The sequence below is a fragment of the Rhodanobacter sp. LX-99 genome (assembly GCF_018599185.1).
Classification (GTDB): Bacteria; Pseudomonadota; Gammaproteobacteria; order Xanthomonadales; family Rhodanobacteraceae; genus Rhodanobacter.
This window is the reverse complement of the sequence record NZ_JAHFVL010000001.1, coordinates 1,707,052-1,722,559: the sequence shown is the minus strand read 5'-3', so window position 1 is coordinate 1,722,559 and position 15,508 is coordinate 1,707,052. Positions and strand designations below refer to the sequence as shown.

6 protein-coding genes are annotated in these 15,508 nt (G+C 68.9%); 5 read left to right on the top strand and 1 reads right to left on the bottom strand.

The genetic code is table 11. The features are described from left to right. The first annotated feature begins 71 nt into the window (after positions 1-71). The 3 genes from KK131_RS07945 to KK131_RS07935 all read left to right on the top strand — a co-directional run bounded on the left by KK131_RS07945 (position 72) and on the right by KK131_RS07935 (position 6,278). Positions 72-2,795 (top strand): TonB-dependent receptor, encoded by a 2,724-nt coding sequence (locus tag KK131_RS07945; RefSeq protein WP_214556123.1) that lies wholly within the window; start codon positions 72-74, stop codon positions 2,793-2,795. Between the two features lie 118 nt (positions 2,796-2,913). Continuing rightward, positions 2,914-5,217, top strand: a complete 2,304-nt coding sequence (locus tag KK131_RS07940) for a family 20 glycosylhydrolase (protein WP_214556122.1) — start codon at positions 2,914-2,916, stop codon at positions 5,215-5,217. Continuing rightward, positions 5,214-6,278, top strand: coding sequence for a heparan-alpha-glucosaminide N-acetyltransferase domain-containing protein (locus tag KK131_RS07935; RefSeq protein WP_214556121.1), 1,065 nt, complete (start codon positions 5,214-5,216; stop codon positions 6,276-6,278). Before KK131_RS07940 ends, KK131_RS07935 begins: the two co-directional genes overlap by 4 nt. 32 nt (positions 6,279-6,310) lie before the next feature. Here KK131_RS07935 and KK131_RS07930 read toward each other — a convergent pair whose 3' ends face one another. Further along, positions 6,311-10,891 carry a DEAD/DEAH box helicase gene (locus KK131_RS07930; RefSeq protein WP_214556120.1) on the bottom strand — a complete coding sequence of 1,527 codons (4,581 nt, stop codon included), beginning with the start codon at positions 10,889-10,891 and terminating at the stop codon, positions 6,311-6,313. Between the two features lie 154 nt (positions 10,892-11,045). Between KK131_RS07930 and KK131_RS07925 the strand changes: the two genes are divergently transcribed. Continuing rightward, positions 11,046-13,298 (top strand): TonB-dependent receptor, encoded by a 2,253-nt coding sequence (locus KK131_RS07925; RefSeq protein ID WP_214556119.1) that lies wholly within the window; start codon positions 11,046-11,048, stop codon positions 13,296-13,298. A gap of 162 nt (positions 13,299-13,460) precedes the next feature. Beyond that, positions 13,461-15,470 (top strand): serine protease, encoded by a 2,010-nt coding sequence (locus KK131_RS07920; RefSeq protein WP_214556118.1) that lies wholly within the window; start codon positions 13,461-13,463, stop codon positions 15,468-15,470. Positions 15,471-15,508: the final 38 nt, after the last annotated feature.

The window sequence follows — 15,508 nt, the reverse complement described above, 5'->3', positions numbered from 1 at the left end:
ACCACTACACAACGTCCGCGACCGTCGTCATGCCGGTCTTGATTCGAGCCAGCCTCTGAGGGGAGGAGATCATGAATTACCGCAAGACATTGCTAGCCGCGAGCATCATCACCGGTCTGTGCGTATCCGGCGCGATCTATGCGCAGGACAGCCAGACGAATACCGACAACCCGTCGTCAAGCCAGGACCAGGCCAGGGAGAAGCAGGCCAGGACCCTGAGCACGGTGGTCGTCACCGGCATCCGCAACAGCGAGGCCGAGTCGCTGGCGCTGAAGAAGGATGCTGCCTCGCACGTCGAGGTCGTCACCGCCGAGGACATCGGCAAGCTGCCGGCCAAGAACGTGGCCGACACGCTGCAGCGCCTGCCCGGCGTCAACATCAGTTCGTCCAGCGCGAGCGAGGGCGGCTTCGACGAGAGCGATCGCGTCAGCCTGCGCGGCACCGCGCCCAGCCTCACCCAGACCCTGGTCAACGGCCACACCGTGGGCACCGGCGACTGGTTCGTGCTGAGCCAGGTGCAGACCGTGGGCCGCAGCGTCAGCTACACCTTGCTGCCGTCGGAGATCGTCAGCCAGGTGGTGGTGCACAAGACTTCCGAGGCAAGCATCGTCGAAGGCGGCAGCGCCGGTTCGGTGGACATCATCACGCGCAAGCCGCTGGAGTTCGCCAAGCCGGTCACGGCCGAGGCCTCGATCGGCGGCGTGTATTCGGACCTTCCCGGCGACACCAAGCCGCAGTTCAGCGGCCTGTTCAACTGGAAGAACGACGCCAACACCGTCGGTGTGCTGGTGCAGGGCTTCTACGAGAAGCGCAGCCTGCAGCGCAACGGCCAGGAGGTGGTGGGCGGCTACCTGCCCACGACGGTCGGCGGCAACACCGTCTACTACCCGAACGAAATCGGCGCGGTGCTGTTCACCCAGCAGCGCGAACGCAAGGGCGGCGTGATCGACTTCCAGATCAAGCCGACCGACAACCTCACGCTCGACCTCAACGGCTTCTACTCCAAGCTCAAGGCCGACAACTACAACCGCAACTACATGATGTGGGCCAGCAGCGCGCTGGCGGGCGGCGGCGTGCTGACCGCCAACTCGATCAACAACAACGTGGTCACCAGCGGTTCGATCGCCGGCGGCACCGGCGCCTACGGCGTGTACGACCAGATCTCGCGCCCGGGTGCGGCTTCCGAGTCGAAGTACCTCACGCTCAACGCGAACTGGCGCGCCACCGACCACCTCACCCTCACCGGCCAGGTCGGCACCACCCGCGGCACCGGCAGCAGCCCGACCCAGGACGTGATCGAGCTGGGCACCGCCGGCGGCGCCGGCGCCAGTTGGGACATGCGCGGCCTCGGCAAGCCGATCAACTGGACCCTGGGCGGCGACAACACCTCGCCGTCGGGCATCCTGCCGGCGGCCGGCTGGATCTTCGGCGGCCAGGGCATCAAGGTGAAGGACAAGGAGGACTGGGCGCAGTTCGACGGCGAGCTCAACTTCGACGAAGGCGCGCTCACCTCGCTGCAGTTCGGCGGCCGCTACGCCAAGCACACGCGCGAGAACCCGTTCGAGGTGGCGCAGGGCCCGAACTGGGCTTCCGACTGGCAGAATCCGGCCGCCTATCCGACCGGCACCTACAGCAGCTATCCGGGCGGCTTCAACGGTTCGCTCGGCGGCAGCTTCCCCGGCCCGATCTGGTACTGGACGCCGGCCCAGCTGGCGCAGATCGACGCGCAGTTCGCCAACCGCGATCCGGTCTCGCGCTTCTACTTCAACGACGTCTACAAGGTCGAGGAGAAGGATTCGGCCGCCTATGTGCAGCTGAACTTCGATTCCGGCATCGCCAGCGGCAACGTCGGCATGCGCTATGTGCAGACCAAGGAGAACATCGGCTACACCAGCACGGCGCCCGACGCGGAAGCGACCACGGTGACCGGCCCGATCACCGGCTCGGCCTTCGGCGACTACTACTGGAACACCTACAGGCACTCCTACGGCAAGTTCCTGCCCAGTGCCAACCTCAAGCTCGCCGTCACCGACGACCTGCTGCTGCGCTTCGCCGCGTCGCAGACGATGACCCGTCCGGACTACTCGGCGCTGGCGGGCTACGTGTCGGCCGACGACCTCACCCATACCGGCAGCGGCGGCAACCCGCAGCTCAAGCCGCTGGTATCGAGCAACTTCGATGCCGCCGTGGAGTGGTACTTCGCGCCGCGCGGGCTGCTGTCGGCCGGCGTGTACGCGATGAACCTGAAGGACTACGTCAACTTCGGCAACGAGGTGCGCACCTTCAAGGACATGCAGGCATCCGCCGCCGCGGGCCACGACGTGTTCAACAACTACCTGATCAGCGTGCCGCGCAACGTCAACGGCCAGGTCCGCGGCGTGGAGCTGAACTACATCCAGCCCATCGGCGACAACTTCGGTGTGCAGGCCAACTACACCTACGCCGACGGCCACGCCACCGGCGACAAGCCGCTGCAGGGCACCTCGAAGAACACCTACAACGTGTCGGGCTACTTCGAGAACAAGCGCTTCAACGCCCGCGTCAGCTACACCTACCGCTCGCAGTTCTATGCCGGCGTGAGCCGTACCGACACCTACTTCCAGCAGGGCATCGGCAACCTCGCCGCGTCATTCGGCGTGCAGTTCACCGACTGGATGTCGCTGTCGCTGGATGCGATGAACCTCAACAAGCCCAAGCTGAAGTACTACACACAGAACGCGGCCTACGGAAAACAGCCGTATGCGTTCTACGACAACGGTCGCCAGTACTACCTGAGCCTGCGCTTCAAGCTCTGACGTTGCAGTTCGACCCCGGGCCACGGATGGCCCGACCCTCCCCAACCGGGCCCGGGCAGTGCATTGTCGGGCCCGTTTTTTTGCTAGCGTGACGCACTTGCCGCGACGGAGACCGCCGATGACCCGCCGTTTGATCCTGCTCGGCTGCGCAGCCCTGGCGCTGGGCCTCGCCGGCCTCGTCCGCGCCGCCGAGCCGCCGGCTCCTTCCTTGTTGCCGCTGCCGGCGCAACTGCACGCCGATGCCGGCAGCTTCACCGTCGATGCGCACACGCCGATCGTGTTCGCCGACGATGCCGCCGCGACCCGGCGCACCGGCGCCTGGCTGGCCGACCTGATCGCGCGCACGCGCGGCCTGCGCCTGCCGCTGGGACACGGCGCGGCCACGGCGCACGCGATCGTGTTGCGGCTCGACCCGGCGGCGCCGGTGGCGAACCGCGAAGGCTACGCACTGGACGTCACGCCTGCCGGCATGCGCATCACCGCACGCGACGATGCCGGCCTGTTCTACGGTGCGGTGACCGCATGGCAGTTGCTCACCCCGGATGCACAGCATGGCGCGGTGCAGGTGCCCGCGATGTCCATCCGCGACCAGCCGCGCTTCGCCTGGCGCGGGTTGATGCTGGATTCCGCGCGGCATTTCCAGACGGTCGACGAGATCGAGCGGCTGCTCGACCAGATGGCCCAGCACAAGCTCAACACGTTCCACTGGCATCTCACCGACGACCAGGGCTGGCGCATCGAGATCAAGCGCTACCCCGAGCTCACCCGCATCGGCGCGTGGCGCACGCCGCCGGATGCCGGGCACGACGGCGAGCCGCAACGCTATGGTGGTTTCTACACCCAGGACGACATCCGCCGCGTGGTGGCCTACGCCGCCGCACGCCACATCACCATCGTGCCGGAGATCGACATGCCCGGCCACGCGCAGGCCGCGGTGGCCGCGTATCCGCAGCTCGGCGTCACCGGCAAGCGGCCATCGGTATCGACCGACTGGGGCGTCAATCCGTATCTGTACAACGTCGACGACGACACCTTCACCTTCATCGACCGCGTGCTCGACGAAGTGATGGCGTTGTTCCCGTCGACCTACATCCACGTCGGCGGCGACGAGGCGATCAAGGATCAGTGGCAAGCCTCGCCGGCGGTGCAGGCGAAGATGCATGCGCTGGGCATCACCAGCGAGGACGCGCTGCAGGGCTGGTTCATCGACCGCGTCGGCCAGTACCTCGACAAGCATGGCCGCAAGCTGATCGGCTGGGACGAGATCCTCGAAGGCGACAACCTGCCCGCCGACGCCACCGTGATGTCCTGGCGCGGCACCGACGGCGCGATCAAGGCCGCGCTGCTCGGCCACGACGTGGTGCTGTCGCCCGCGCCGGGCCTCTACTTCGACCATGCGCAAGGCGACCTTGCCGACGAATACGCCGGCCGCCTCGGCGTGGAATCGCTGAAGGACGTGTACGGCTTCCAGGTCGTGCCCGGCGTGCTGAGCGCGACGCAGGCGAAGCATGTGCTGGGCGTGCAGGCCAACCTCTGGACCGAACACATGCCCACCTTCGCCCACGTGGAACACGCCGCCTTCCCGCGGCTGGACGCGCTCGCCGAAGTGGCCTGGTCGCCGGCCGGCACGAACCACTGGCCGGGCTTCCTCGCCCGTCTGCCGGCGCAGTTCGGGCGTTACCGCGCGCAGCACGTCAGCGTGGCCGACAGCGCCTTCGCGGTGGACATCGGCACCGACCGCAACCTGGCGCTGGCCACCGGCAAGGCCACGGTGGCGCTGTCGAATCAGGCGGACTTCGGCGCCATCCACTACACGCTGGACGGCAGCGCGCCCACGCCCGCCGCGCCGCGCTACGACGCGCCGTTCAACGTGACCCTGCCGGTCACCGTACGCGCCGCCAGCTTCGCCGCCGACGGCAGCCGGCTCGCCGCGCCGCGCGAACGCGTGCTGGATCGCGCCGCCCTGCTCAGCCTGCCCGGCGATACGCTGCCGAACTGTCCCGGCAGCGATTTCCGCCTGCGCCTGCAGCCCATGCCCGACGCGAAGAGTACCCACCCGGTGTACGCGGTGAACGTGTTCGACAGCTGCCAGCAGTTCCCCGCCACGTGGATGGATGGCGTCGCCGCGATCCGTGTCGAGGCGGTGCGCCTGCCGCGCAACTTCGCGCTGGCGCACGAGCAGAAGCTGGTGGTGTCGCGCCCGCACGTCACGCCGTTCGGCGAGCTGGTGGTGCATGCCGACCGATGCGGCGGGCCGGTGCTGGCCAGCATGCCGCTACCCGATCCGGCGCGCGGCGCGCGCAACTTCACGCTCGATGCCAAGCTGCCGGCACAGCAGGGCGAGCATGCGCTGTGCCTGATCTACACCGCGCCGATCGACGGGCCGCTGTATGCGATCGGCCGGGTGACGCTGACGCCATGAGCAAACGCCTCGCTTCGCTCGACGCCCTGCGCGGCTGCACCGTGGCGGCGATGCTGCTGGTCAACGATCCGGGCGACTGGAGCCATGTCTACGCACCGCTGGAGCATTCGGCGTGGAACGGCTGCACGCCGACCGACCTGGTCTTTCCGTTCTTCCTGTTCGTGGTCGGCGTGTCGGTGGCGTTGGCGATCCTGCCGCGGCTGGAGCAGGGCGCTGTGCCGTCCGCGCTGACCCGCGCCGCGATGTGGCGCGCGCTGCGCATCCTCGCGCTGGGCGTGGCGATCAACGTGCTGGCGGCATGGCTGCTGCCGCATGCGCACCTGCGCTTCCCCGGCGTGCTGCAACGGATCGCGCTGTGCTTCGCCGGGGTGGCGCTGTTCGCGGTCTACACGAAGCCGCGCACGCAGTGGCTGGCGATCGCGGCGTTGCTGCTCGGTTACTGGGGGCTGCTCCTGCTCGGTGGCTCGCTGCAGCCGTGGGCGAACATCGTCAGCCGCGTCGACAGCGCGGTGTTCGGCCGTTTCGTCTACCTGATCGATCCGGCCACCGGCCGCGGCCACGATCCGGAAGGCCTGCTCGGCACCTTGCCGTCGCTGGCCGGCACCTTGCTGGGACTGCGGGCCGGTTGCTGGCTGCGCGGCGAAAAATGGCGGACGCTGCTGCTGGCCGGCGTCGCGTGCCTGTTGCTAGGCGCGTTGTGGTCGCCGTGGCTGCCACTCAACAAGAACCTGTGGACGCCGTCGTTCGTGCTGTGGACCGCCGGCTGGGCCACGCTGGCGCTGCTGGTCTTCCACGGGCTGGTCGATCGGCGCGGCTGGCCCGCACTGGGCCGGCGCTTCGGCGTCAACGCGATCGCCGCCTATGCCGGCTCCGAACTGATGCAGATCCTGCTGCCCGCGCTGGGCTGGCAGGAGCCGATCTACCAGCACGGGTTCGCCGGCTGGATGACGCCGCGGTTCGGGCCGTACGTGCCGTCGCTGGCGTTCGCGCTGGTGTTCGTGGCGCTGTGGTGGTTGATCGTCTACGCGATGGATCGGCGCGGCGTCCATCTCAAGCTTTAGCGGCGCCGGCGCCCCGCAAGCAGCCCACGCCGTCAGCGTGCGGCAGCCGGCATTTCCGGCAGCGAGGGCGGATAACGCAGCAAGGCATGTTTCGCCAGCTGGGTGTCGGCGGCCGGCAACTCGATCAGCGCGGTGGGCTTGCCGCCGACCAGCACGGCGATCGGTACGCCGTCGCGATACAGCACGCGCGAACCGGCCAGTGCCGGCACCTTGTCGCCGACCAGCACGGTGCCGACCAGGTTCAGCGGATCGCAACCGCTCAGGCAGACCAGTTCGCCGTCGTCCGCGCGCGATCGCACCGCGCGCAACGGTGCGATCGCCTCGGGCAGGGCGAACTGCTCGCCGACCAGGCCTTCGACGAAGCGCCCGCCGCGGATTTCGCCGCGCGCCTCCAGCCGGTGGTACACGCGCAGCAGTTCGCGCCACGACGGCAGCCATGGCGCCTCGCGTTCCAGCAGCTTCCAGAACACCACGCCATAGCGGCGCAGCAGGGTGCGTGCGATGTGTTCGATGGCCTCGGGTTCGGGCTTGTCCCTGGCTGTCGCCATGCCGCGTGCCAAGGCCCAGCGCCCCGCATCCTCGATGCCGCCGAACTGATGCCGGCGCAGGCGCCGGTGCCGCCCGCCGTCGCGTTTCGCCGCGGGCAGCAGCAGGGCGCGCAGGCCGGCGAAGCTGTCCGCGCTGATCCGGCCGGCGGCGACCAGCTCGCCCAGCGCATCCTCCAGCTCAGTGCGCAGAAGGTGGGCGGCATCCAGCAGTTCGTCGAAGAACAGTGCGCCGTGTTCGCGCAGCGCGTCGGCGACGGCCTGCGCGCGCGATGACAACAGGGCATCCTGTCCATCGCCGCCGCCGGCGGTGGACGTCCATACGGCCATTCCGCGCCTCGGAAGCAGCACGATCGGCGTGCTGCGCACCGGACCGCCGCCACCGCCGCTGCCGGTGCGCAGGCGTGCCCAGCCGACCCGGCCGGCGCGGCACAGCTCGTCCAGCCAGTGGATCGAGTAGTCCTCGATGCGCGCCGGCAGAATTTCCGATTCCCAGGCGCCGGCCGCCGCCTCGTAGCCTTCAAGCTGCGCCAGCGTGGCGACCAGCGCGTCCGGCCCGCTCAGGCGGGTGGCCGCCGACACGTGCTGCCAGTCGAACAGGAAGCGCATCAGCGCGCGCCGGCTGACCGGCTCGATCTCGCGGCGCAGGCGGCCGATGGTGTAGCGGTGGATGCGCGCCAGCAGGTGCCGCTCGCACCACTCGGTGCCGCCGGCATCGGCGGTGAAGCGGCCCTGCATCACGTAGCCTTCGGACTGCAGCCGCAGCAGCGCCTGCTCGACTTCGCCGGCGTCGACGTGGATGGATTGCGCCAATCCGTTCACGGTGACGGGACCGAGCCCGCCGAGGCGATGGCGCACCAGTTCCAGCAGCGCGTCCTCGCGCGTCCAGGGCTGCGCGGCGTATTCGGCGGGCGCGGCGATCGGCGGCTGCATGGGGACGGCGGGATGAAGCGCCTGCCACAACGGCAGCTGCTCGGCGGTGGTCCAGACGTCGCCGAGCCGGGTCGCGCGCTTCGCCTTCGCCAGCGCCTGCAGCCGTTCGTTCCAGCCGGGGTTGGCGGCGACTTCGTCGGCGGTGACGAAACCCAGCAAGGTCAGCGCTTCGTGCATCTCGTCGGCATCGCGCACCTGCGGCCACGCCTCTTCGCGCACGGCGGCGATCGCGTCGGGATCGAGCCGGCCCAGGTCGTCGGCGCTGTCGGCGTCGTTCCAGCGGCGCGTCTGCACCGCCTGGGTGCGGCGTTCCTCCAGCGGCGCATCGTCGAGGAACGCATACGGCGCGGCGTTCAGCACTTCGGCGGCGAGTGGGCTGGGTGCGGTGAGGTCGCGCGCCACGACGGCGATCTCGCCGCCTTCGAGCTTGCGCAGGATCTGCAGCAGCCCGTCCACGTCCATCGCCTCGCGCAGGCAGTCGTGCATGGTCTGGTTGACCAGCGGGTGATCCGGCACCTCGCGTTCGCCCACGATGTTTTCCAGGCAGGCGACCTGGTCGGGAAAGACCGCGGCGAGCAAGTCTTCGCTCTTCATGCGCTGCAGTGGCGGCGGGGTTTTCTTGCCGCCGGTGAAGCGCGGCAACGCGAGCGCGGTCACCGCATTCCAGCGCCAGCGCGCGGGGAACAGCGGCGCGTCGAGCAACGCCTGGATCAAGACATGCTCGGCCGTATTCGAGTGCAGGTAGTGCGCCACTTCCTCCAGCGGGAAGCTGTGGCTGGTCGACAGCGACAGCACGATCGCGTCCTCGGTGGCCGCCGCCTGCAGCTCGAAGTTGAACTGGCGGCAGAAGCGCTTGCGCAGCGCCAGCCCCCACGCGCGGTTGATACGGCTGCCCCATGGCGTGTGGATCACCAGCTGGGTGCCGCCGGATTCGTCGAAGAAGCGTTCCAGCACCAGCGTGTGCTGGCTCGGCAGCACGCCGAGCGCGGCCTTGGCGCGAGCCAGGTAATCGACCAGCTGCTGGGCGGCATCGTCGTTGAGGCCAAGTTCGTCGCGGAGCCATTCGAGGGCGCGCGCTTTGCTCCCCTCTCCTGCCGGGAGAGGGGTTGGGGGAGAGGGGTCGGGCGTGCTGGAATGCTGGGCGAAAATCGCACCCCCGCCCCTCTCCCGGGGGGAGAGGGGCTCAAGCAGTGCGGAGACTTCCTCGCGCAGGCGCGACACGCCGAGCGACAGCTCGTCGCTGCGCCCCGGCGCCTCGCCCAGCCAGAACGGAATGCTCGGCGGCGCGCCGTGCGCGTCCTCCACGCGCAGGCGGTCGCGCTCGACGCGCTGGATGCGGTAGCTGGTATTGCCGAGCTGGAAGATGTCGCCGGCCATGCTCTCGACCGCGAAATCCTCGTTCACCGTGCCCACGATGATCGCCTGCGGTTCCAGCACCACCTTGTAGTCGGCGGTGTCGGGAATGGTGCCGCCGGAGGTCAGCGCGGTGAGCCGCGCACTGCGCCGCGGGCGCAGCTGCCGGTTCACCGCATCGCGATGGATGTAGGCCGCGCGCGGCCCCTGGCGGGTGGTGAAACCCTCGGCCAGCATGCGCACCACCGCGTCGAAATCGGCGCGCGCGAGATCGCGATACGGGTACGCGCGGCGCACCAGCGCGTACAGCGCGTCCTCGTCCCACTCGGCGCAGGCGACTTCGGCGACGATCTGCTGCGCCAGCACGTCCAGCGGCTGCGGCGGCATGACCAGCGCGTCCAGCTCGCCGCGGCGCACGCAGTCGAGCAGGGCGGTGCATTCGATCAGGTCGTCGCGCGTCGCCGGAAACAGCCGCGCCTTCGGCGTGCCGTCGATGCTGTGGCCGGAGCGGCCCGCGCGCTGCAGGAACGCGGCGATCGAACGCGGCGAGCCGAGCTGGCAGACCAGGTCGACCTCGCCGATGTCGATGCCCAGTTCCAGCGAGGCGGTGGCCACCAGCACCTTGAGTTCGCCGCGCTTGAGCCGCTGCTCCGCATCCAGCCGCAGTTCCTTCGCCAGGCTGCCGTGATGCGCGGCCACGGCTTCCTTGCCCAGCCGCTCGGACAGGTGCCGCGCGGCGCGTTCGGCCATGCGCCGCGTGTTGACGAAAACCAGCGTGGTGCGGTGCGCCTGCACCAGCTGGGCGAGGCGGTCGTAGACCAGCTCCCAGCTGTCGTTCGACATCACCGCTTCCAGCGGCACCGGCGGCACCTCGATGGCGAGATCGCGCGGGCGCGTGTGGCCCACGTCGATGATGGCGCACTGGCTCAAGCCCCTCTCCCCTTGGGAGAGGGGTTGGGGAGAGGGTTCGGTCGAAGCGTGCATCCCCCGAGGTGCCGAACCCTCATCCGCCCTGCGGGCACCTTCATTCGGCACATCCATGTGCCTCACCCTGCGGGCGGCATCCGCCGTGCAAATCGGCAGTCCTGCCGATTCGTCTCCCGAGGGGAGAAGGGAATGCTGAGCGCCGACCAAGAAGTCGGCGACCATGTTTATGGGCTTTTGCGTCGCCGACAGCCCGATCCGCAGCAGGCGCCGCCGGCACAGCGACTCCAGCCGCTCCAGCGACAACGCCAGGTGCGAGCCGCGCTTGCTGCCGGCGATGGCGTGGATCTCGTCGACGATCACCGAGCGCACGCCCGACAACATGGAACGGCCCGATGCCGAGCCCAGCAGCACGTACAGCGACTCCGGCGTGGTCACCAGGATGTGCGGCGGCTGCTTGCGCAGCAGGTTGCGTTCGACCTGCGGGGTGTCGCCGGTGCGCACGGCGGTGCGGATCGCCACGTCGGGCAGGCCGAGCTTTTCGAGCTCGGCGCGGATGCCTTCCAGCGGCGCTTCCAGGTTGATGTGGATGTCGTTCGACAAGGCCTTCAGCGGCGACACGTAGACCACGCTGGTGACGTCGGCCAGCACGCCGCCGTGCGCCACGCCTTCGCGCACCAGCGCGTCGATCGCGGCGAGAAAGGCAGTGAGCGTCTTGCCCGAACCGGTCGGCGCAGCGACCAGGGTGTGCCGGCCGGCGCGGATCGACGGCCACGCGGCCGCCTGCGCCGCGGTGGGTGCGGGAAAGGTGGCGCGGAACCAGTTCGCGACGGCGGGGTGGAAATCGTGCAGTGGCATGTATTCGGGCCCGCAAGGACAGGGGCAGGGACAGATCTTAGATGGAGACGGATCGGGCTGCTGCCAATGGATCGAGACCCGGTGCTTTCGCCGCCGCCACCCTTGTATGACAATACGGCTACGTACCGTTGCCTTTCCAACTGGGGAAAACCTGATGTCCGTCGCCCGCCCGCCGCGTTCCGCCGTGCTTGCCTTGTCGATCACGCTCGCTCTTGGTCTGCCGGTTTCCGCCGTGCTGGCGCAGGAAACGGCCGCGCCGGCCAAGCCGCAGCCCACCAAGACCACCGAGCTGCAGACGGTGAACGTCACCGCCTCGAAGCGGGTGGAGAACATGCAGAAGGTGCCGATGTCGCTGACCGTGCTGACGCCGGACAAGCTGGATGCGTTCGGCCAGTCCGGCGATACCGTGCTGCAGCTGGCCTCGCGCGCGCCCAGCGTGTACGCCGAGACCTCCTACGGCCGCGAGTTCCCGCGCTTCTACATCCGCGGCCTGGGCAACAGCGACTTCGACCTCAACGCCTCGCAGCCGGTGTCGATGGTGTACGACGACATCGTGCAGGAGAACCCGATCCTGAAGGGCTTCCCGCTGTTCGACCTGGCCCAGGTCGAGGTGCTGCGCGGCCCGCAGGGCACGCTGTTCGGGCGCAACTCGCCGGCCGGCGTGATCAAGTTCGAGTCGGTGCGCCCGAGCCAGGAGACCAGCGGCTACGCCCGTGTCTCCTACGGCTCGCTCGGCACCGCGAACGCCGAGGCCGCGCTGGGCGGCTCGCTGGGTGCGCATTGGTCCGGCCGCGTCTCGGCGCTGGCGCAGCATCGCGACGGCTGGATCGACAATACCTTCACCGGCCAGAAGAACGTGCTGGGCGGCTACAACGACCGCGCCGTGCGGCTGCAGGCGCTGTACGAGAACGGCGGCTTCAGCGCGCTGATCAACGGCCACGCGCGCTGGCTGGACGGCAGCGCGATGGTCAACCGCGCCAATGCGATCGAACTGGGCAGCCCCAGCTTCGTGCCCGGCTTCGACCGCGACAAGGTCTCGCAGGACGGCCGCAACAAGCAGCACCTGTTCAGCTGGGGCAGCAACCTGCACCTGGCGTGGAATCTGGGCGACACCACCTTCACCTCGATCACCGGGCTGGAGCGCGCCACCACCTACAGCCTCGGCGACGTCGACGGCGGCTACGGCGCGAGCTTCCATCCGCCGATGGGGCCGGGCTTCATCCCGTTCCCGGTCGAGACCGCCGACGCGCTGCCGCACGACCGCCAGATCACCCAGGAATTCCGCCTCGCCAGCAACGGCCAGGACAAGCTCAACTGGCAGGTCGGCGCCTACTGGTTCGACGAAGACATCGCGATCAGCAACTTCGACTACGCCACCTTCAACGACCACGCGCTGGACGGCTACGCCATGCAGACCCAGCGCACCAAGGCATGGGCGCTGTTCGGCTCGGCCAACTACCAGCTCGCCGACGACTTCGAGCTGCGCGCCGGCGCGCGCTGGTCGCACGACTCGCGCGACTTCAAGGTGGACCGCATGCTGTCGCCGATCGGCGGCGGCCCGTTGCAGCTGACCGCGAATCCGCACGACTCGCGCTGGAGCGGCGACCTCACCGGAACCTGGACGCTGAACCCGAACGTCAACGTGTATGCGCGCGTCGCCAACGGCTTCCGCGCGCCCAGCGTGCAGGGCCGCGTGCTGTTCTCCGACTTCATCTCGCAGGCCAAGCCCGAAACGATCACCAGCTACGAGCTGGGCGTGAAGACCACCGGCATGGACAACCACGTGCGCTTCAACGCGGACGTGTACAGCTACAACATGCACAACCAGCAGCTCACCGCGGTGGGCGGCGACATCAACATCACCCGCCTGATCAACGCGAAGAAGACCGAGGGCTACGGCGCCGAGTTCGACCTGGAGGCCTACCTCACGCCGAACTTCGTGCTCACCGCCGGCGGCAGCTACAACTTCACCAAGCTGAAGGACCCGGGCCTGGCCGTGGCGGTGTGCGGCTCCGGCTGCACCGTGCTCGACCCGCTCAACGCCGCGGGCAATGCGCTGATCGACGGCAACACCCTGCCGAACGCGCCGAAGTGGATCGGCACGCTCACCGCGCGCTACGGCATCCCGTACGGCGACGGCGGCGAGTTCTTCGTCTACACCGACTGGAACTACCGCAGCGAAGTGAACTTCTTCCTGTACGACTCGGCCGAGTTCAAGGGCAAGCCGCTGCTGGAAGGCGGCGTGCGGCTCGGCTACAACTGGGACTACGGCCGCCGCGAGGTCGCCCTGTACGGCCGCAACATCACCGACAAGCGGGCGATCACCGGCGCGATCGACTTCAACAACCGCACCGCCTTCGTCAACGACCCGCGCATCATCGGCGTGGAATTCCGCGCCGAGCTGTAAGCCGGGTGTGCCGGTGCGCGGCGGCGCATCGGCATCCCGCCCGCGCAGGGGCCCGCGTTCGCCATGCAAGCGGCGCGCGGCCATGCCAAGATGATGCCGGCCGTTGCCCGCGAGGATGCCGAGGGGAGTCCGCGGGTGGCCGCCTCGGGGCAAAGGAAACCTATGCGTACACGGTGCGAAGGGGCGATCCGCCGGCTCGGCATGCTGCTGTTGCTGTCCGGCCTGGGCTTGGCGGGAGTGTCGGCGGCACGGGCGGCCAGCCTCGATCCCGCGATGCTGCCGAAGATCCAGGCAGCCACCTTCGAGGTGGTGCAGGCCAAGCCGACCAGCGATCCGCTGACCTACGAGAGGCCGCTGCCGCTGGATCTGCTGCCCTACCAGGAACGTACCGACAAGTATTACTCCATCGGCACGGCGTTCGCGATCGGGCACAACCGCTACGTCACCGCCGCCCACGTGCTGCTGGCCGGCGCGGACAGCCTGTGGGGGCCGCCCGAGCTGCGCGACGCCACCGGCCGCGTCTACCCCATCGGCAAGATCGAGAAGTTCTCGCTGGGCAAGGATTTCGTGGTGTTCACGCTGGCGCAGCCGCCGGCGGGCGACGCGGCGCTGGAGATCGACGCCAGCCCGGCGCTCAACCAGGTGGTCTACGCGGTAGGCAATGCGCTCGGCACCGGCGTGGTGATCCGCGACGGCCTGTACACCTCCGACACGCCGGAGCAGCAGGATGGCGCCTGGAAGTGGATGCGCTTCTCCGCCGCCGCCTCGCCCGGCAACAGCGGCGGCCCGCTGCTGGACAAGGACGGCAGGCTGATCGGCGTGGTGCTGATGAAGTCGGCCAACGAGAACCTCAACTACGCGCTGCCGATCCGCGAGGTGCTTGACGCACCGGCCGGCCGGGCCGTCATGGAGTCGCGCCTCTCCTACCAGCTCGACCTGTTCGACACGATCCAGAACGGCCAGCTCAAGGCGCAGTTCGCGCTGCCCGCCGGCCTGGGCGATTTCTACCGCGAATTCCAGTCGCGCATGGACACCAACAGCGACGCGCAGCTGAAGGCGCTGCTCGCCAGGGAGTCCGCCAACCTGTTCCCGAACGGCGCGGGCTCGGCACGCCTGCTGCACCAGCAGACGCAACTGAACGGCTTTCCCACGCTGATCGTGCGCGGCAGCGACGGCGAATGGCGGCGTGTCGGCGAGCAGACGCAGTATTTCGCGCTGGACGGCAACGGCTACGTGGCCACCGGCGGGGTCGCGCGCAACGGACTGGTCCGCCTGCGCCGGCCCGACGGGATGGCCGCGGCGACGTTCTACGGCGACGCGAAGTCGCGCATGGACCTGCTGGCGCGAACCGGCATGTTCCAGCGCGCGGTCGCCGGCGAAAAGGTGAAGATCACCTCGCTTGGCAAGCCTGTCCGCGAATCGACCCACGTCGACCGCTGGCAGCGATCCTGGCGCATCGGCGTGTGGCCGCTGCCCTACGCAAACGCCTTCGTGGTGACGTATTCGCTCCTGGTGCCGGACGGCAGCGTGATGCTGGTGCGCTTTGCGCCGCCCGCCCACGCGCACGACACGATGCTGGACCTGGACGAGATCAGCAACTTCGTCTACGTCACCTACCAGGGCACCCTCACGCAGTGGAAGGATTTCCTCGGCAACCCGGCGCTGCAGCCGGCCACGTTGAAGGACATCCGCATCGACTTCGACTACGACCGCCGCTTCAGCTACGCCTCGCCGCGGCTGGCGTTCTCCTATCCGTCCACCCTGCAGGCGGTCAAGCCGGACAACCTGCTGTGGCTCGGCTTCCGCTTCTTCCTGGACGGCGGCAAGCCGGTGTGGGACGTGGGCGACGTGGACATCTGGAAGGACTCGGCCTCCGACGACCACAACAACGTCAACGTCCAGCGCTACGTCGCGCCGCCGCCCGGGCTGGACGACGACCTGAGCAGCCGCTGGCGCAAGCTGTCGGAACGGCAGTACCCCTACAATGCCGTGGCGCGCTACGAGAACGACCTGATGATGATCAACGCCGTGGTCGCCCCGGCCGGCGCGGCCGGCCAGCCGCCCACGGTGCTGTACACCGCCTTCTACGGCACCGCGGGCACCCAGCCCCAGGCTGACATGAAGGGCAAGCTCGACCTGCTGACGAAGGACATGCGGGTCACGGAACATTGATGGAGGCACAGGCGCGGATCCCGGCCAACCGGGATCCG

What these genes read in the sequence shown, in the direction of transcription:
- KK131_RS07930 (WP_214556120.1), bottom strand. Translation starts at nt 10,891, where the DNA reads ATGCCACTGCACGATTTCCACCCCGCCGTCGCGAACTGGTTCCGCGCC.
- KK131_RS07945 (WP_214556123.1), top strand. Translation starts at nt 72, where the DNA reads ATGAATTACCGCAAGACATTGCTAGCCGCGAGCATCATCACCGGTCTG.
- KK131_RS07925 (WP_214556119.1), top strand. Translation starts at nt 11,046, where the DNA reads ATGTCCGTCGCCCGCCCGCCGCGTTCCGCCGTGCTTGCCTTGTCGATC.
- KK131_RS07920 (WP_214556118.1), top strand. Translation starts at nt 13,461, where the DNA reads ATGCGTACACGGTGCGAAGGGGCGATCCGCCGGCTCGGCATGCTGCTG.
- KK131_RS07935 (WP_214556121.1), top strand. Translation starts at nt 5,214, where the DNA reads ATGAGCAAACGCCTCGCTTCGCTCGACGCCCTGCGCGGCTGCACCGTG.
- KK131_RS07940 (WP_214556122.1), top strand. Translation starts at nt 2,914, where the DNA reads ATGACCCGCCGTTTGATCCTGCTCGGCTGCGCAGCCCTGGCGCTGGGC.